Below are 16,520 nucleotides of genomic sequence, written 5' to 3' on the forward strand. Positions count from 1 at the left end.
TTTTTAAAACGTTTACACTATCTTTGTGCTGCGTTTACATGAATTTACATAGATCTTTCTAATTTGTACATTGCCTTCATTTTTGGCATGATGAAAAGATAAGACAATATTCCCAGGAGTGGAAAAACATTTGAAAATTTATAAAATCTTAAACAATAATGCAGCAGTCGTACTCGGGTGGGCAGCTCTTGACACCCTTAAGCAATCATATTCATATTGCGCTGACAGGCCATCTATCATTGGCAATTGAGAGAATTCAGCAGAGCTATCAAATTCAAAATAAGCTGCTGAATGAAATAAAAAGTGCTGTATAAAAAGGAATTTGAGATCGGATTACGGGCATCCCAAAAGGTGAAAGAAAAGCTTGGATAAATAATTGGATTCCTGAGTGCAGTAGCAGGCCCTATATCGCACCTCTTCTTCTTAAATGAAAGGAGGAAGAAACAAAGTAAGACTTGCTATTGAATAGAACTATTAAGTAAGCTATAACTAAAAAATCAGGCAATGTGATGCCTGATTATTCTTTTAGTTTGAGAGGAGAGACGTATATGAAAAAAGGAATTATCAGCTTGGGAGAAGCATTGATTGATTTTATTCCAGTTGATTCAGATAACTTAATCTATCAAAAGAGCCCCGGAGGTGCACCGGCTAACGTTGCAGTTGGCTTAGCCAGATTAGGTGCACAATCAGTCTTTCTTGGAAAAGTCGGCAACGATGTGCTAGGAACATTCTTAAAAGATACATTAGAATCATATCAAGTAAATACAGAACACATGCTGTTAACAGATGAAGCAAGAACAGGCGCTGTTTTTGTGACACTGGCTGAAAATGGGGAGCGCAGTTTTGATTTTTATATCGATCCAAGTGCAGATCGTTTTTTAACAAGTGATGAATTGAACGAATCCCTTTTCGCCAGCAGCAAAATTCTTCATTATGGTTCCATTTCGATGATCAGTGAGCCGTCAAGGAGTGCCACAATCAAAGCAGTTAAGCTTGCAAGAAAAAATAAAATGCTAGTTTCGTACGATCCAAATTTGAGAATGAGCTTATGGGAAAATGAGGAAGTTGCACGTGAAACGATTTTATCCATGTTTGATTCAGCAGATCTGATTAAAATTTCTGAAGAAGAACTTGAATTTTTAACTGGAGAAAAAACAATTGAAAAGGGTGTAGAAAAGCTTTCTGTGTATCAAATCCCATTGCTGTTAGTGACGGTGGGAAGCGAAGGAAGCTATGCTTTTACTAGGAATGCGACTGCGAGAATAAAAGCAATGAAAGTGAATGCAGTCGACACGACTGGAGCCGGAGATGCTTTTGTTTCAGGTATTTTATATCAATTAAGCGAATACGAGGGCGAGCTAGGTGATCTTTCGGAAAAAGATTTAACAGAGATTGGAAGATTCGCAAGCGTTTCAGGAGGTCTTGCTGCATCGAATAAAGGGGCAATGACTGCTCTGCCGGCACTTCAAGAAGTACATGATATTTTAATGAAAGCGTAAAGGCAGTGATGCTGACGGTCTGCCTGAATCAAGGCAATGCAGATTAGCTGAATTAAACTAGCTTCAACTATTTGTAGATACATCTTCAATTGAAGTACTCATAGATGATGGAGAGAGGTTTATACCGTGAGAATGTTCCCGGAAATGGAGGAGAAAGATGTAAGTGTTTTCTTCTAAAAGGGAATCGGTATGTGATTTGAAAATATGGGACCTATTATAAAGGGGAATACTGCCGTTTGGATGGCAGTCTTTTTTGTTTGTGTAAATGAGAGTTTTTCGATTCCCATTAGTGAATTGTGTCTAGCGGATAATAAGGGGAGATATGAGGGAGAGTAGGGTATTTTTCTGATCAAACGGGATGAAAATATGTCGAATTAAATCGAATTTTCTTTATGTAGGAATTTTCGGGCATATAATTCTCTTTTGGGGATGAAATAATTAAAATTTTGGGCATATATCGTCCGATTTTTGGAAAATTACCCTAAGGGGTTCCGAGAGGTGCGAATACTTAATGGAAATCTGAAGAATGAAAACATCAAATAGATGAGTGAAATATGTCATTTCTAAACATGCTGAAATGTGCCAATTTAAATCTGCACTTATAAAAGAAAAAAACCGGCCATCAAAGGCCGGTTATCTTTATTCACTTTCATATAAACGAAGGGCAGCATGGTTTGTCGGTCCAACGTACTCATTAAGAGGGAAGGAATGACGAATTGCCGCTGTGATAAACTCTTTAGCTGTATAAATAGCTTCTTTGACAGATGCGCCTTTTGCAAGTTCAGCAGTGATTGCAGCTGAATAAGTACAGCCTGCACCATGTGTGTAAGGAGTATCAATGCGCTCGCCTTCAAGGATTTGAAATTCGGTTCCGTCATAGAGAACATCGATGGCTTTTTCATGCTGCAGTTTGCCGCCGCCTTTGACAAGCACGTATTTTGCTCCAAGATCAAAGATTTTAACGGCTGCTTCTTTCATTTGATCAACGGTTGTAATGGTTCCGATGCCGCTTAGCTGTCCTGCTTCAAACAAGTTCGGAGTCACAACAGTAGCAAGTGGTGTCAGAATTTCGCGCAAGGCATCCGCAAGGTCAGGGTAAAGTACTTCATCTGCTCCTTTGCAAACCATCACAGGATCGACTACGACATTTTCCAGGTTGTTTTTCTTGATCGTTTCAGCCGCAAGTTTAATAATATCAACAGTTGGAAGCATGCCGGTTTTCATTGCATCTACACCAATGCCTTCTACGATGGTTGCCGACTGAGCTCTAATTGTATCTAATTCCACGGGAAATACTTGATGATGCCACTCATTGTCAGGATCCATTGCTACAACGACCGTCAATGCCGTCATTCCATATACGCCGCGCTCCTGAAATGTCTTTAAATCTGCCTGAATACCGGCACCGCCGCTGCTATCTGATCCAGCAAATGTTAAGGCTTTTTTCATTGTCATATGTGTTAGTACCTCCATCCAGGTGATTGAACAAATCTAATCTATTCCCTCATAGCTATTATATCAATTTCGAAAAAGGTTAGCCATTATGTGATATTCCTGCTTGCAAAATGGATAAGATAACCATATACTATTATTGAACAGTGGTTAATTAAGGTGAGGTGATAAACTTGGCAGCAAGAAGAGCAGTCGACCAAGAACTTACACGGGAATCTATTATGGATGCTGCACATGAATTATTTAATGAAAAAGGCTATCAGAATGTTTCCATGAGACAGATTGCGAATGAACTGAATTACAGCCACGGAGCCATCTATTATCATTTTAAAAACAAAGCAGAGCTCTTTTACGCGCTTGTGAAAGCAGATTTCAGGCTGTTGGATGAAAAGCTTGATGAAGTATTAAATCGTGGGGACATAGATAACAAAGAAAAAACAAAAAAAATACTTGAAGGATATATTGAATTTGGATTAAAAAATCAAAGTCAGTATGAACTTATGTTTTTAACGAAGGATGAAGAGGTAATAAGCTACTTGATCCATGAACCGAATATGAGTTATGAGAAATTCGCACAGGCGATTTATACATTATCTGATCGTAAAGTAAATGTGAATTTAATCTGGTCTGTTTTTTTATCCTTGCATGGGTTTGTGACCCATTACTGTAAAACCAAAATGACATTTGAAGAGATTGAACCATTGATGAAGTCACATGTTTTATTTTTGCTGAGGGGAATCACTTAATTTTTTTACCATTAATTGAACAGTGGTTAATAAAAGGAGGACGTATAATGAAAAATGCAGTTGTATTGGGAGCATCTGGCGGAATGGGCTATGCACTGGTCATGGAGCTTGTAAGCAGAGGATTTTCTGTTACAGCATTTGCGAGAAATGAAAAGAGATTAAAAGAGCTTTTTGGCCATATTAAAGAGGTGATGATTCAGCCAGGCGACGCTTCAATTGAAATGGATGTTAAACAAGTATGCAAAGAGAAGGAGTTTATTTTTCATAGCATAAATATTCCTTATCCAGAATGGACAAATGGTCATCCAATCATTATGAAAAACGTGATAGCAGCTGTCAAAGAAGAGGGCGCTAACCTCATTCTGGCTGACAACATCTATGCATATGGAAAACAGTCAGTACCTGTCACAGAGGAAGCCCTAAAAAATCCGCACACGAAAAAGGGGAAAATCAGACTTCAGCTTGAAAAAATGGTGCAGGAAGCAAATATTCCGTATCTTGTCATCCACTTCCCGGATTATTATGGACCAAACGCTGAAAATACGTATATTCACTTTACCTTAAGCCAAATTCTTCAGAATCGGTCCTCTCAATTTGTTGGTGCTCTAAACCTTGCCAGAGAGTATATCTATACTCCAGATGGTGCAAAGGCAGCGGTAGAGCTGGCACTCACACCTCATGCTTACAGGCAGAATTGGAATATTCCTGGTGCCGGCACGATGACTGGTCATGAATTTATTGGCATTGTTCGGGAGGCAACAGGCTACCGCAAGAAAGTGATGTCAGTCAAGAAAGGTATGATATCCTTCCTGGGCATTTTCGACAAAATGATGAGGGAGTCGGTTGAAATGATGTACTTGACTGAAAAACCTGTTCTTTTATCAGGATCAAAATATGAAAGGGAAATTGGCACACTCCCAAGAACACCATATGAAAAAGGGATAAGAGCTGCAATTTCTGCCATGAAAAAAACCAGCAATTAAACCTCGCTGGTTTTAATCGGACAAGAAACATCCATTTTTAGGTGGATCTCTGGAAAATAGATGCGGCCTTGAATTTTGTTTTTTATACATGCCAAAGGGTCCGGTTTTTCTGGCTTAGCTTCTGGAACTGCCGGTTTTGGCTCTTCTTTTGGTGCAGGGGGAGCTTCTTTTTTCGGTTCTTCTTTAGGAGGAGCTGGTGCTTTTGGTTTTTCTTGAACAGGTTTAGTGTCAGCAGGAACTGTGTGTGGATAGTTGTTAGCTGCGGCAATTGCTTCAAAGGATTGGTTTGAGTGCAGTATGATGACAGAGGTGCCTGTTTTTACTTGATCGAATAAATAGCGGATTTCCTCATTATGCATCCGAACACAGCCAGCGCTTGCATATGTTCCGATGGAATTTGGATTGTTATTTCCATGGATGGCATATGTTGTTCCGTTTGTTCCTAGAGCATTAAGGCCGAGCCAGCGATCTCCAAGCGGATTTCGTTTATCGCCGCCTGGAATGTTGTCCTTATAATAGGGACGATTTTTTATTTTATTAACAATCGGAAATGTCCCTTCCGGAGTAAATGAGTTATCTCTCCCTGTTGCGACATGAAATACTTTGACGAGCTTTCCGCTGTTAAAAAAAGCGAGCTTATTTGTGCTTTTATTAATAATGATCAGCTGTGAGGTGCCTGCAGCTTTTACCGGGAGCACAAATGATGCAAGCAGAATAAGCATCGTGAACATCAAAAACCACTTTTTCATTCTATCTATTCCCCTTTTATCTTTATTTCAAAAGAACATTAACAGACAAAGAATGCAGATCATGCTAAATCTTCCTTTCGAGATAGTAAACTTTCTTTCAATCCATTAAACGTAACGAAAAGTAAAATTGTTCCAAATGTTAATAATAAATTCCCACAATACAAAAAAGGCGGGTCTCATGTGAAATGAGACCCGCCTATACATCTATATTAGTAGGGGGAAATATAGATTGTACTTATTATTGGTGTGCTACGATAACGACTTTGCCTTTATCAAGTTCTTCTTCCATATGCGCTGCTTCGTTCTCGGTTAAGCCAAGGGAAACCATTTTTGAACGCAGTTCATCACCGCGTGAACGGAATACATTTTTCATTGAAGAAAACACGCCTTGTTCTGAAATGCCTACACTTTCCGTATCTGTGCCGGAAGTGAGATGCTTTGAACGGCTCGGGTCATGTGCGAATAAATAGATATCGTCTTTCACAAACCCTTCAACTTCAAGGTGATTGATTTTTTCAGTTGCTTGAATCCCATTTTCAACTACAAATGTTTTCATATTAATCTCTCTCCTTTAATTGTGCTGATAGTAAATAAATACCCAAAGAAATGCAATTAAAAACAAACTCTTTAATAAATGAGTCTAAAGTATGAGCCTAGAGAAATTCTTTCCACTTTGTGCTTTAATAGGCAATAGGAATAATAGAAGAAATGAGGAGATTCAAATGCGTGTTTCTGTTGTTATTGCAACCTATAACCGACTTTTCATTTTGGCCGAACTGGTAGAATCACTCGCACGCCAGACACATCAGCCACATGAAATCATTATTGTAAACGATGGCGGAGAGCCGATTGATGTTCTGAAAGAAGCCTATCCGGAGCTGCCGATTCTGATTGTTGCATTAGAAGAAAATGCAGGCCATGTCCACGCCCGCAATATTGGAATTAAACAGGCAGAGGGCAATGTGATTATGCTTTGTGATGATGATGATTTTTTAACACCAGAACATATAGAAAGAATGGTGCGGGAATTATCAGATGCCCACCTTGTTTATTCAGACGTCGAGATTGTCGACTTTGCTCTTGAAAATAACGTTCGTGTTCCAATAAGCCGAAGATTATTTGCGTATACATTTGATCCTGGGGAGATGAGGCGCTTCTCAACCTATGTCCCGTCAGGAAGCTTGTACTTAAAAGAAATTCATGAAGTAATCGGCTATTTTGATCCTGATGTACATAATTACTGGGACTGGGATTTCTTTTTAAGAGTTTTAGAGAAATTCCAAGTGAAACGTGTCCCAGTGGCAAGCGTCATTTATGCTTTCTCCGAAAAAGGCAATAATCAGTCCTCAGATTTAAATGAAAGAAGACAATCATTTCTTGAAAAGCTTAGTGAGAAGCACAAACTGGGTGAACTTCCTCAAAAAAATTTCTTCGTACTTTTAGAAGAGCCTGAATTAAAAGCGAGAGAAGCACTTAGCTTACTAGTTTGGGACGGGGAGCCAATGGCATCAAGATTAATCTAGCTCCTGCTTTGTCAGGGGTTTTTTAAAGAGATAAGTATAAAATTTTGCGCATTGACAGGCGAGCGGAATCGCCCAACTCCTCGGCCAGAACAAATCCTGAGGAAAAGTCAAACCCGGACTTTTATGCCGGATTTTTTCTGTCATGCCTGAGCTAAACGGGCGCTTGGGCTTTTCATATGTTAAAGCGGAAATAATAAAAATTATTCATTGTTGCATCTACTAAAACCTTTGTGATACTATATGTTTAAACATTTAAACAAACGAACTAATAAAGGAGTTTATTATAGATGAAAACCGTTTTAATTACAGGAGCTTCTGATGGAATTGGGAGAGAACTTGCTTATAAGTATGCAAAAGATGGCTTCCGTTTAGTCTTGGTGGCAAGAAACGAAGAAAAATTAATGAAACTTGCCGGGGAGCTTAAAAATACGACAGCAATCGTCAAGTCCAAGGATTTGAGTGATATGAAACAAGTCAATGAATTATTTCAGGAATTGCAGCAGGAGAAGATTTCTGTCGATGTATTGATTAACAATGCTGGCTTTGGATTATATGGTGATTTTAAAAATACGTCTGCAGAAGAAGAACTAAACATGATTGATTTAAACATTAAATCGATTACTTTATTGACTAAACTATTTTTGCCTGACATGATTATAAAAAAATCAGGCCAGATTTTAAACGTTGCTTCGTCAGCAGCCTTTCAGCCTGGACCATTAATGGCTGTCTATTACGCAACAAAAGCTTATGTGTTATCATTTAGTGAAGCAATCGAAAATGAACTGAAAGGGACAGGCGTATCCGTATACGTTTTATGTCCTGGTCCCACTAAAACAAGTTTCAGCGATCGTGCCAATCTCGAACAATCCAAGCTCTTTCAAAGCGGCGTAATGGATGTCAAAACCGTTGCAGATGCGGCATATACAGGAATGAAAAGAGGACAGACACTGATTATCCCAGGTTTTAAAAATAGAATTCTTGCAGCTGCTGTACGATTTATGCCGCGTAAAACGGTAACAGGAATTGTGCGTAAAACGCAGGGAACGCGCGTAAGAAAGGTGTGAAGCAAAATGGGAGAACAAGCCATTGATACGTTTCGTTCATGCATCCCATTATTCCATGCTCTCGGTGACCCCGCGAGACAGGATATTATTCTTTTGTTAGCCGAAACAGAACGCCTGACGGTCAATGAAATTGCTGATCAGTCCAAGCTTTCAAGACCAGCCATTTCCCATCATCTGAAAATATTGAAGGATCAGGGGCTTGTCTCAATAGAACAGCAAGGCACAAGACGTTTTTATTCATTAGCACTTGAGGACTCTGTTACCCTATTAAAAAAGCTAATTACATTAGTAGAAGATACTTGCATCTAAACGATCAGAAAGGGTGAAATCATATGAAACAGCTGCTTCATGATGGCTGGTGGAAATGGCTTAAGCCCGAATTTGAAAAAACGTATTATCAAAGGCTGAGAGATTTTTTGGAGACTGAGTATGAAACACAAACCATTTATCCAGCAGCAAATGACCTGTTTAATGCTCTTCAATTTACATCTTATGAAGATGTAAAAGTCGTGATTTTAGGTCAAGATCCTTACCATGGACCAAATCAGGCTCATGGATTAAGCTTTTCCGTGCAAGTAGGAATCAAACAGCCTCCATCTCTCCGTAATATATTTCTGGAGCTGCAGCAGGATCTCGGTTATGATCCTCCTAACCATGGATCGCTTGAAAAGTGGGCAAAGCAAGGAGTTCTGTTGCTGAATACCGTTTTAACCGTCCGAAATGGACAGGCTGCATCACATAAAGGGCAAGGCTGGGAAAAGTTCACAGATCGTGTTATTGAACTTCTCAGCGAGCGGGAAAAGCCTGTTGTTTTTATTTTATGGGGAAAACATGCTGGAGAAAAGAAAGCACTTATTAATACAGCTAAACATATCGTCATTGAATCACCGCATCCGAGCCCTTTTTCGGCAAGAAAAGGCTTTTTCGGGAGCAAACCCTTTTCAAAAGCTAATAGGGCATTAAAGGAAATGGGACAAGATGAAATCGATTGGAAAATAGAAAATAGATAAAAAGAGGAGGTGCATTTGCACCTCCTCTTGCTGGTTATACCCAGTTCGTTACACGTTCATGGTCTGTGACAATTAACAGTACTTTTCCTTCATCAAGCTTCCCTTCATATAGTTCTGCCTCTGCAGGACTGAAGCCGACTTCTTCTAATTTCGTGCGCAGTTCATCGCCTTTTTTACTGAAAATATTACCTACCGCGCTTCCAAGACCTAATTCGGAGATGCCAATGATATTTGTATCAGCTTTAGAAGCAACACGATTTGTACGTTCATCATCATGTGACAGGACATAAATATCGTTTTTATCCACGCCTTTGTTTTTTAAGTCAAGCACATCACTTTTTAAAGCTTCATCATTTGTGTATTCTCTTACAACTGGTTTCATTTTCAATCACTCTCCCTATAAGTTTCATAGTGTTTATTTATCACGAATTGGACAGACTTAAACCTCTTTTTTTCACGCGATGTTTGGAACAATTGATATAATAGGTTACAAGTTCAAGAAAAAGGCAGGATAAAAAATGACGAATCAGCCCATAAATTGCATAAAATGTGCCCATTATTATGTCACATGGGACAGAAATTTTCCAAATGGCTGCAAGGCTTATGGATTTAAATCGGCTGCCAGACCTTCAGTTACAGTACAAAAGGCATCTGGAGAAGCCTGCATGAAATACAGTGCTAAAAGGTAATGTTGCATTTTTGGACATGATATAGTAAAAAAGAAAGCAACGAGGAGGAATGATGCGTGATGGATATACATATTTCAAAGCTGCTTGCAAAGATGGAAAAGGAAATTCACCAGGCGATGCACAGCTCAAGTGATTCAGAAGTAAGAGAAAGACTGCTTGTAGTAAAATCCCTTTGTGACCTCGTGCTCGATGAGAAGCCGGGAGAAACCTATGATACAAGACAGCCTTCTTCAAATGATTTTGATTCGCTTCAGCTGCAAAAAATGATGGGATCATCTGCCCTTTCTAAGAAAAAAGAAGAAGATGACGTGAATGGAGATTCTATTTTCGATTTTTGATAGGGAGGCTGTTATGTGAATCCAAGTGATTTGGTGAATCTTGCCGTAATCTCATTTCCTATAGTGATTATCATCCTTGTTTTCATAGGATTATATAAGGTTTTTGTGAAAAAACGCAGTGTAACAACTTATTACACTCCATTTGATGAAATAACAGGTCAAGCGCCAGCTGCCTTTCACGAAGAAAAATACGTGAAAGAGGAAGAAGACGGGCAAGGCGATAACAAAAAAAAGAAATAAAAACATTTGAACATCTTTTGACGAATGGTCAATCTGCCTTTGCTTTAAGAGAACGATAAGGTAAGATGAAAAGCAGAGGCTGACTTCAAAACTGAGGAGAAGATGAACGTGAAATTATTTTTAATACTTGCTGCAGCAAATGCCTTTCTAGCCGTTGCATTAGGCGCATTCGGAGCACATGGACTAGAGGGGAAAGTACCTGAAAAGTACTTGAAAATATGGCAAACAGGTGTCACCTATCAAATGTTTCATGCCGGCGGTTTGTTCGTTATCGCCTTTTTAATCGACAAGCTTCCTCAGACAGGACTGCTGACGTGGGCAGGCTGGCTGATGTTTATCGGGATTCTCTTATTTTCCGGAAGCTTATATGTCTTAACCGTTACACAAATCAGTGTGCTGGGCGCGATTACACCACTCGGAGGCCTTTCCTTTTTAATTGCCTGGGTAATGATGATTATTGCAGTTGTAAAATTCTTATAGAAGTGAGATGAGTCCTTTTGGGCTCTTTTTTCTATTCCTGATATCTTCATAGCTCCTGCTGGTTGATAGGATTAGGCTGATAAAATCAAAATTTAAGTAAATTAGTGTCTGGTGAACTAAAACATGGTAAAATAGGGAAAAAGAAGCAAGGTGGGAGAGGACGTGAAAAAGGTGCTGTGGATCATAGCCAGCATTATGTTTATTGCTGGTATTGGCGGAGGATTAAACAATTTATCTCTTATTTTTAAAGCTATGGAAGAGGAAGCAGATCAAATAGGGTTTCAATCAAGTATGATTCTTTGGCAATACACGCCGTCCTTCTCCATTTATGTGACTCTATTAGTGGGAGGCAGTTTTTTATTGGGACTTGCCGCTCTATTGACACAGCACGAAAAGCGCAATTCACTGATGGAGCAATTAGTCGAAGCGGTAAAAACTAACGAGGTTCAAAAAGCAGAGCCTTTGACAGACTCCCCATCAGATATAGAAACACAAACGCTTGCCCTTTTTCAAACCCGGAATGAACGGGAGATAGAAGAGCCGAATGATGAACAAGGGGAAAATGAACGCTATTATTGGAAGGGTTAATGCGGAGCATTTCAGCACAAAAAGAGCATACATCTTTCATGTATGCCCGGTACGTTTATCTAGGAGGATATGAAGTCATATCATACGGATACTGATAAGCAATTTCTTCATCAAACGTAATATAGTCTAAATAAACCATTAAAAGCAGGTATCTTTTTCCTGTTTTTTGATCGCTTAAAATAATATGATCTCTTCCTGCGGCTTCGATGACACCTTTAAAGATTTTAGAGTTCCACTCTTTGCTGGCTTCAAACGTCATATAGACTGTAGCAACTTTCCCGCGATTTAAACGCAGTATATTCTCAATGTACGATTCCTCTATAGGCAGCATACCGCCTTGAGCCTGAGTTGGCGTCTGCTGCTGCTGCTGTCCGCCTTGCTGTGCGGTCCCGCCATTTTGCTGCTGTGCAGGATATCCCATGCCATAAGGCTGCTGAAACTGCTGCTGCCGATAATCATATCCGGCTCCATATGGGTTGAAGCCCGCTCCAAACTGATTGTTTGATTTCATGATGAACCTCCTTAAGTACAAATGATTTAATAAGGCTCTTTTCTAAAACTTGGCTGCATTTATTCGTTTTGAGGAGCATTTTTAATTAATTTTAGCAGAAAAGAGCACGAAACCTTACGAACAAACTTGAATGAGTCATACTGCGGAAACAACTCTCTTTGTGAGCACAGCCTTTAATAAATATCCGGGCAATTTGCACGGGTAGGCGAGTAGAAACAACGCGCTCCTGAACATTCCTGAATTCGGCTGGTTATATCATGGTCCAGGACAGTCGCCAGATGGTCTAAAAAACCATAGAGATTTCATTGTCAATTTGTCTAGCATCCTGATAAAAATAGCCCTTTTGTGTTGCTTCAAATCCGCCTGGCTTTTAAAACCATTTTGGTGAGTGATGTAATATCCCTGAAATCGGGACATGCTGCACATCCAGTTCCCACCAACATTCCCAACCATCAGCATTCCGAGCTTTCCGTCTCCTTTTGCTTCTTCGCGGAGAAGTCTTGCCAGCAGCTGTACTTCTTTTGATGTATGGAATGGCTCCCATATCACCTGCCTTATGAGAAACATCAGTATGGTGATTGGCTGAAAATCAATCATTCTCACTCATTTATACGTATGTTGAAGAAGAAGAGGTTATGACAGTAATGAGGGATAAAAAAAGCTCTTGCCGGCATTGGCAAGAGCTTTTGAGTCATTCATTTAAATGTGAAAATAACTGTATAATTTATCAGCAGGCAGAATGTTTCCTACAAAGAAAGTGCCGAATTCGCCGTATCTTGCACTCACTTCATCAAAACGCATTTCATAAACAAGCTTTTTGAATTGAAGCACATCATCCGAGAATAACGTGACACCCCATTCAAAATCATCAAAACCGACAGAACCAGTAATGATCTGTTTTACTTTTCCTGCGTATTGGCGTCCAATCATGCCATGGCTGCGCATTAAGCTTTTGCGCTCTTCCATCGGAAGCATATACCAGTTATCCTGGCCATTACGGCGTTTATCCATTGGATAGAAGCAGACATGCTTTGCTTCCGGAAGTGAAGGATAAAGACGAGCCAGTACTTGAGGGTTTTGGTATGGATCTTCCCCTCCAGGCAAATAGTTGCTGAGTTCTACAACCGAAACATAAGAGTATGTAGGAAGGGTATAATCAGCTAGCTTTGATTTATTAAACTCTGTTTCAATGACATTTAACTCTTCCATAGTAGGGCGAAGGATCATGAGCATGAAATCAGCTTTTTGGCCGACTATTGAATACAATGCCTGGCTTCCTTGCTTGTTATCTTCAGCTACTCCCCATTTTTCAAGCAAACCCTGAAACTCATAAATTGCTGCTTGACGCTCGTCACTGCTTACCGTTTTCCAAAGCGCCCAGTTCATTGCGCGGAAGTCATGTAAACAATACCAGCCATCTAACGTTTGTGCAGCTTCACTCATTTAAGTTCACTCCGTTTCATCATTCTTAATTACCTATTTACTATACCACAGTTTGTCCATTCCATAATGGAAACAGACTTCATTGTCAATATTATAGAAGAACAATAGCCAGATAAATATTAGTGAATTTAGAAAATAAAGAATTCAATCTGTAAGCGCTCTATCGGTCTGCGGTTGTTTGATTTTGTCTGTAAGTGGAGTATCCTTAATGTAGAGCAATGGCTTTTAACTAAATAGGAGGTTTTTTAATGTCTGATTTATTTACTCTTTTAAAAGAAAAAGTAACTGGAAAAGAGCTTAAGATTGTTTTTCCTGAGGGGATGGACGAGCGCATTCTGACTGCAGCCAACCGATTGGCTGGAGAGGGAATTCTAAAGCCGATTCTTGTTGGGAGCAATGATGCAATCACTAAAAAAGCTGATGAGCTCAATCTTACATTAGATGGCGTCGAAATCTATGACCCTAAAACATATGAGGGCATGAACGAGCTTGTTCAGGCTTTCGTAGAACGCCGCAAAGGGAAAGCGACAGAAGAACAGGCACAAAAAATTCTGCTTGATGAAAACTACTTCGGAACAATGCTTGTATACACTGGACGAGCTCACGGACTAGTTAGCGGTGCTGCTCATTCAACAGCTGACACCGTTCGTCCAGCCCTGCAAATCATTAAAACAAAAGAAGGCGTTAAGAAAACATCAGGTGTGTTCATCATGGTGCGCGGTGATGAGAAATATGTATTTGCTGACTGTGCAATCAATATTTCGCCTGACAGTCAGGACCTGGCTGAAATCGCAATTGAAAGTGCAAAAACAGCGGATATGTTTGATATCGAACCAAGAGTAGCAATGCTTAGCTTCTCAACGAAAGGATCAGCAAAATCACCTGAAACAGAGCGTGTAGCTGAAGCTGTAAAAGTGGCAAAAGAACTAGCTCCTCATCTTGTTTTAGATGGAGAATTCCAATTTGATGCTGCATTCGTTCCTTCAGTTGCCGCATCAAAAGCACCAGACTCAGTTATTAAAGGCGATGCAAACGTATTTGTTTTCCCGAGCTTAGAAGCTGGAAACATCGGATACAAAATTGCTCAGCGTTTAGGAAACTTTGAAGCTGTCGGACCGATTCTACAGGGCTTAAATGCACCTGTTAACGATCTTTCACGCGGATGTAATGCTGAAGATGTATACAAACTTGCATTGATTACAGCTGGACAAGCAATTTAATGACAGAAGGCAGCCTATAGCGGCTGCCTTTTCTTATTGCTGAATCCCCTGATTCACCATACCTATGTTCTGTCTTTTATGGAAATACAGCATAATAATCGTGAACAGGATGACAATGGTTAAAGCGCCTATTGTTGACAGTCGGGCATCATACTCCAGTTGAACGAAGAGTGATGGAATGCTGCCCACTACAGAGTCCTCAGATGTGATAAAGATACATAAAAACATATTATTTGCAGCGTGGCCTCCTATTGAAATTTCAGCACTGTTTGTTTTGACAGCCAAGAAAGATAATAGGATACCAACTCCGATATAGTCTGCCGCTGCCCAAACAGCACCCTGGTTCATTTCGGGATTTGCAAAATGCAATACACCAAAAAAGATGCCTGACGCTAAAGATAAAAAATACGGATTGTGTGAAATTTTAGCAAATCCCTGCAGTAAAAAACCTCTGAAGAAAATCTCTTCTGTCGTTGTTTGAATCGGAACTAAAAGAATAGCAGCAGCCAAAAGCCATGCAAAAGCTGACCAATCTAGGTTATTAAACACATAATTTTCACTATCAACAGCAAAAACAATGAGCTGTACAAAGAAAAAAATTAAAAAATAAATAGAGAAAGCAGTGAAAATCCGCTTCCAGCTGATCTTCTTATATGGAGTAACAAAGGACCGTAATGAGCGCTTATGAATCAATCGGGCACATATCCATATCCCGAGAAGCCATATCCCATAAATAATATGGGATAAATAGAGATCAATTAAAGGATCAGTAATCAGCAGATTTTCCATATCAACAATTTTTGGGTTATAAGAGTTTGCAATAAATAAAGACATTGCATAACCAAGTGTGCCTAAAATAACCATAAATCCAATAAAAATGATAATTCCAGATAGGAGATATCGTTTTCCGCTGTTTTTTCCTTCTGCAGGATGAATAAATAATTTGTTCATGCAGATGGCTCCTTTTCAATTTGATTTGACATCATCATACATTTACAAAAGCTTCCATGTCTTCTGTTTTTCATACATTTAAGGTAATTTTAATGACTGGATAAAGTTCAAAAGTCACTTGAAGGTTTTCTTTTTTTTTCATGCTATAATAAACATGCTTAAAAACCTGAAGGAGTCCATCAACATGTCTTTTGAAACCTTACTGAAACAAGATGAATGGAAGATTGTCGATCAATCAAGTCTCGGCCCTCATTTTGATGCGAGGCAGTCCTTTGCAATGGATGATACCTTATGTGCAGCAGTAGGGAACGGAACATCTCCTGCGACAGCCCGGACATGGGTTCACCACAAAACCATTGTGCTCGGTATTCAAGATACGAAGCTTCCATATTTACAAGACGGAATTGCATTTTTAAAAGAACAGGGGTATCGTGTGATCGTCAGAAATTCAGGCGGACTCGCTGTTGTTTTAGATGAAGGTGTTCTTAATATATCACTGATTTTTCCTGAAACCGAAAAAGGAATCGATATCAATCGCGGCTACGATACAATGTGGGATTTGATTAAGAGGATGCTTAAGGATTATTATGCAAAAATTGAAGCAAGGGAAATAGTCGGTTCTTATTGTCCTGGCAGCTACGACTTAAGCATCGGCGGAAAAAAATTTGCAGGCATTTCACAGCGGAGACTACGCGGAGGCGTCGCTGTTCAAATCTATCTTTGTGCAAATGGAAGCGGAGCTGAAAGAGCGGAAATGATTCGCAAATTTTATGAACTTGCGAAAAAAGGGGAGTCGACAAAACTCGATTATCCTGAGATTGTCCCTGAAACAATGGCTTCCTTGAGCGAGCTATTAAAGGATGAAATAACCGTTCAAACGCTTATGAATTCTTTTCTGCAAACCTTAAAAGATTTAAGCGGCAGGATGTACGCGGCTTCTTTGTCTGTCGATGAACAAGTCCTTTTTGAAAAAAATCTGCTGCGCATGTATGACAGAAATGAAAAAGTGTTTGGGACTTTTCAATAGAAAAACG

At 39.5% G+C, this 16,520-nt stretch carries 20 protein-coding genes and 2 pseudogenes; 14 read left to right on the forward strand and 8 right to left on the reverse strand.

Annotated elements, in window-relative coordinates; genetic code table 11:
* Positions 1 to 167: 167 nt before the first annotated feature.
* Together CYJ36_RS10705 and CYJ36_RS10710 are read left to right on the forward strand one after the other, a co-directional pair.
* Positions 168 to 369 (forward strand): annotated as a pseudogene (locus tag CYJ36_RS10705) (PRD domain-containing protein); the annotation flags it as partial.
* Between the two features lie 179 nt (positions 370 to 548).
* Positions 549 to 1,499, forward strand: coding sequence for an aminoimidazole riboside kinase (locus CYJ36_RS10710; protein ID WP_101567265.1), 951 nt, complete (start codon positions 549 to 551; stop codon positions 1,497 to 1,499).
* A gap of 639 nt (positions 1,500 to 2,138) precedes the next feature.
* On the opposite strand, the gene CYJ36_RS10715 is transcribed toward CYJ36_RS10710, so the two are convergent.
* A complete protein-coding gene (locus CYJ36_RS10715) occupies positions 2,139 to 2,954 on the reverse strand; it encodes a bifunctional hydroxymethylpyrimidine kinase/phosphomethylpyrimidine kinase (protein ID WP_101567266.1) in 816 nt (271 codons plus the stop codon).
* A 170-nt stretch (positions 2,955 to 3,124) separates the two neighbouring features.
* Between CYJ36_RS10715 and CYJ36_RS10720 the strand changes: the two genes are divergently transcribed.
* Positions 3,125 to 3,697 carry a TetR/AcrR family transcriptional regulator gene (locus tag CYJ36_RS10720; RefSeq protein WP_101567267.1) on the forward strand — a complete coding sequence of 191 codons (573 nt, stop codon included), beginning with the start codon at positions 3,125 to 3,127 and terminating at the stop codon, positions 3,695 to 3,697.
* Positions 3,698 to 3,744: 47 nt separating this feature from the next.
* Positions 3,745 to 4,680 (forward strand): SDR family NAD(P)-dependent oxidoreductase, encoded by a 936-nt coding sequence (locus tag CYJ36_RS10725; RefSeq protein ID WP_101567268.1) that lies wholly within the window; start codon positions 3,745 to 3,747, stop codon positions 4,678 to 4,680.
* On the opposite strand, the gene CYJ36_RS24065 is transcribed toward CYJ36_RS10725, so the two are convergent.
* Both CYJ36_RS24065 and CYJ36_RS10735 read right to left on the reverse strand, forming a co-directional pair.
* Positions 4,677 to 5,429 carry a L,D-transpeptidase gene (locus CYJ36_RS24065; protein WP_219621085.1) on the reverse strand — a complete coding sequence of 251 codons (753 nt, stop codon included), beginning with the start codon at positions 5,427 to 5,429 and terminating at the stop codon, positions 4,677 to 4,679. The genes CYJ36_RS10725 and CYJ36_RS24065 overlap by 4 nt on opposite strands.
* A 238-nt stretch (positions 5,430 to 5,667) precedes the next feature.
* Positions 5,668 to 5,985: a general stress protein gene (locus tag CYJ36_RS10735; protein WP_101567269.1), complete on the reverse strand. Its 318-nt coding sequence runs from the start codon at positions 5,983 to 5,985 to the stop codon at positions 5,668 to 5,670.
* Positions 5,986 to 6,151: 166 nt separating this feature from the next.
* Between CYJ36_RS10735 and CYJ36_RS10740 the strand changes: the two genes are divergently transcribed.
* From CYJ36_RS10740 to CYJ36_RS10755, 4 genes are all read left to right on the forward strand, one after another.
* Positions 6,152 to 6,952, forward strand: coding sequence for a glycosyltransferase family 2 protein (locus CYJ36_RS10740; RefSeq protein ID WP_101567270.1), 801 nt, complete (start codon positions 6,152 to 6,154; stop codon positions 6,950 to 6,952).
* A gap of 287 nt (positions 6,953 to 7,239) precedes the next feature.
* Entirely contained in the window at positions 7,240 to 8,016 is a 777-nt protein-coding gene (locus tag CYJ36_RS10745; protein WP_101567271.1) for an SDR family NAD(P)-dependent oxidoreductase, read from the forward strand.
* A gap of 6 nt (positions 8,017 to 8,022) precedes the next feature.
* Complete coding sequence (locus tag CYJ36_RS10750) at positions 8,023 to 8,325, forward strand: ArsR/SmtB family transcription factor (protein ID WP_101567272.1); 303 nt, start codon at positions 8,023 to 8,025, stop codon at positions 8,323 to 8,325.
* Between the two features lie 23 nt (positions 8,326 to 8,348).
* Positions 8,349 to 9,026: a uracil-DNA glycosylase gene (locus CYJ36_RS10755; RefSeq protein WP_101567273.1), complete on the forward strand. Its 678-nt coding sequence runs from the start codon at positions 8,349 to 8,351 to the stop codon at positions 9,024 to 9,026.
* 34 nt (positions 9,027 to 9,060) lie between these two features.
* Here the strand turns inward: CYJ36_RS10755 and CYJ36_RS10760 are convergent, their stop codons facing one another.
* Positions 9,061 to 9,408, reverse strand: a complete 348-nt coding sequence (locus CYJ36_RS10760) for a general stress protein (RefSeq protein ID WP_101567274.1) — start codon at positions 9,406 to 9,408, stop codon at positions 9,061 to 9,063.
* Between the two features lie 366 nt (positions 9,409 to 9,774).
* Here CYJ36_RS10760 and CYJ36_RS10770 point away from each other — a divergent pair, with 366 nt between their 5' ends.
* The 4 genes from CYJ36_RS10770 to CYJ36_RS10785 all read left to right on the forward strand — a co-directional run bounded on the left by CYJ36_RS10770 (position 9,775) and on the right by CYJ36_RS10785 (position 11,361).
* On the forward strand, positions 9,775 to 10,053 hold the full coding sequence (locus CYJ36_RS10770) for a YwdI family protein (RefSeq protein ID WP_219621086.1): 279 nt from the start codon (positions 9,775 to 9,777) through the stop codon (positions 10,051 to 10,053).
* Positions 10,054 to 10,068: 15 nt separating this feature from the next.
* Positions 10,069 to 10,293, forward strand: a complete 225-nt coding sequence (locus CYJ36_RS10775) for a DUF3951 domain-containing protein (RefSeq protein WP_101567277.1) — start codon at positions 10,069 to 10,071, stop codon at positions 10,291 to 10,293.
* Positions 10,294 to 10,401: 108 nt separating this feature from the next.
* Entirely contained in the window at positions 10,402 to 10,773 is a 372-nt protein-coding gene (locus CYJ36_RS10780; RefSeq protein ID WP_101567278.1) for a DUF423 domain-containing protein, read from the forward strand.
* Positions 10,774 to 10,935: 162 nt separating this feature from the next.
* Positions 10,936 to 11,361 (forward strand): hypothetical protein, encoded by a 426-nt coding sequence (locus CYJ36_RS10785; protein ID WP_101567279.1) that lies wholly within the window; start codon positions 10,936 to 10,938, stop codon positions 11,359 to 11,361.
* Positions 11,362 to 11,416: 55 nt separating this feature from the next.
* Here CYJ36_RS10785 and gerQ read toward each other — a convergent pair whose 3' ends face one another.
* From gerQ to hemQ, 3 genes and pseudogenes are all read right to left on the reverse strand, one after another.
* Positions 11,417 to 11,872: a spore coat protein GerQ gene (gene gerQ / locus CYJ36_RS10790; protein ID WP_101567280.1), complete on the reverse strand. Its 456-nt coding sequence runs from the start codon at positions 11,870 to 11,872 to the stop codon at positions 11,417 to 11,419.
* Positions 11,873 to 12,045: 173 nt separating this feature from the next.
* Positions 12,046 to 12,439 (reverse strand): annotated as a pseudogene (locus CYJ36_RS10795) (cell wall hydrolase).
* A 132-nt stretch (positions 12,440 to 12,571) separates the two neighbouring features.
* Complete coding sequence (gene hemQ / locus CYJ36_RS10800; protein WP_101567281.1) at positions 12,572 to 13,315, reverse strand: hydrogen peroxide-dependent heme synthase; 744 nt, start codon at positions 13,313 to 13,315, stop codon at positions 12,572 to 12,574.
* 248 nt (positions 13,316 to 13,563) lie between these two features.
* Between hemQ and pta the strand changes: the two genes are divergently transcribed.
* Entirely contained in the window at positions 13,564 to 14,535 is a 972-nt protein-coding gene (gene pta / locus CYJ36_RS10805; protein ID WP_101567282.1) for a phosphate acetyltransferase, read from the forward strand.
* A gap of 33 nt (positions 14,536 to 14,568) precedes the next feature.
* Here the strand turns inward: pta and CYJ36_RS10810 are convergent, their stop codons facing one another.
* On the reverse strand, positions 14,569 to 15,486 hold the full coding sequence (locus CYJ36_RS10810; protein ID WP_101567283.1) for a CPBP family intramembrane glutamic endopeptidase: 918 nt from the start codon (positions 15,484 to 15,486) through the stop codon (positions 14,569 to 14,571).
* A gap of 184 nt (positions 15,487 to 15,670) precedes the next feature.
* On the opposite strand from CYJ36_RS10810, the gene CYJ36_RS10815 reads away from it, so the two are divergent.
* Entirely contained in the window at positions 15,671 to 16,513 is an 843-nt protein-coding gene (locus CYJ36_RS10815) for a lipoate--protein ligase family protein (RefSeq protein WP_101567284.1), read from the forward strand.
* The last annotated feature ends 7 nt before the right edge of the window (positions 16,514 to 16,520 follow it).

The sequence above is a fragment of the Bacillus sp. UMB0893 genome, assembly GCF_002858905.1.
Lineage (GTDB): Bacteria > Bacillota > Bacilli > Bacillales > Bacillaceae > Bacillus_P.

Excerpts from the sequence above, each read along its gene's own strand:
- CYJ36_RS10725 (WP_101567268.1), top strand. The coding sequence starts at position 3,745 with ATGAAAAATGCAGTTGTATTGGGAGCATCTGGCGGAATGGGCTATGCA.
- CYJ36_RS10740 (WP_101567270.1), top strand. The coding sequence starts at position 6,152 with ATGCGTGTTTCTGTTGTTATTGCAACCTATAACCGACTTTTCATTTTG.
- CYJ36_RS10770 (WP_219621086.1), top strand. The coding sequence starts at position 9,775 with ATGGATATACATATTTCAAAGCTGCTTGCAAAGATGGAAAAGGAAATT.
- CYJ36_RS10710 (WP_101567265.1), top strand. The coding sequence starts at position 549 with ATGAAAAAAGGAATTATCAGCTTGGGAGAAGCATTGATTGATTTTATT.
- CYJ36_RS10815 (WP_101567284.1), top strand. The coding sequence starts at position 15,671 with ATGTCTTTTGAAACCTTACTGAAACAAGATGAATGGAAGATTGTCGAT.
- CYJ36_RS10755 (WP_101567273.1), top strand. The coding sequence starts at position 8,349 with ATGAAACAGCTGCTTCATGATGGCTGGTGGAAATGGCTTAAGCCCGAA.
- pta (WP_101567282.1), top strand. The coding sequence starts at position 13,564 with ATGTCTGATTTATTTACTCTTTTAAAAGAAAAAGTAACTGGAAAAGAG.
- hemQ (WP_101567281.1), bottom strand. The coding sequence starts at position 13,315 with ATGAGTGAAGCTGCACAAACGTTAGATGGCTGGTATTGTTTACATGAC.
- gerQ (WP_101567280.1), bottom strand. The coding sequence starts at position 11,872 with ATGAAATCAAACAATCAGTTTGGAGCGGGCTTCAACCCATATGGAGCC.
- CYJ36_RS10810 (WP_101567283.1), bottom strand. The coding sequence starts at position 15,486 with ATGAACAAATTATTTATTCATCCTGCAGAAGGAAAAAACAGCGGAAAA.
- CYJ36_RS10750 (WP_101567272.1), top strand. The coding sequence starts at position 8,023 with ATGGGAGAACAAGCCATTGATACGTTTCGTTCATGCATCCCATTATTC.
- CYJ36_RS10760 (WP_101567274.1), bottom strand. The coding sequence starts at position 9,408 with ATGAAACCAGTTGTAAGAGAATACACAAATGATGAAGCTTTAAAAAGT.
- CYJ36_RS10745 (WP_101567271.1), top strand. The coding sequence starts at position 7,240 with ATGAAAACCGTTTTAATTACAGGAGCTTCTGATGGAATTGGGAGAGAA.
- CYJ36_RS10715 (WP_101567266.1), bottom strand. The coding sequence starts at position 2,954 with ATGACAATGAAAAAAGCCTTAACATTTGCTGGATCAGATAGCAGCGGC.
- CYJ36_RS24065 (WP_219621085.1), bottom strand. The coding sequence starts at position 5,429 with ATGAAAAAGTGGTTTTTGATGTTCACGATGCTTATTCTGCTTGCATCA.
- CYJ36_RS10735 (WP_101567269.1), bottom strand. The coding sequence starts at position 5,985 with ATGAAAACATTTGTAGTTGAAAATGGGATTCAAGCAACTGAAAAAATC.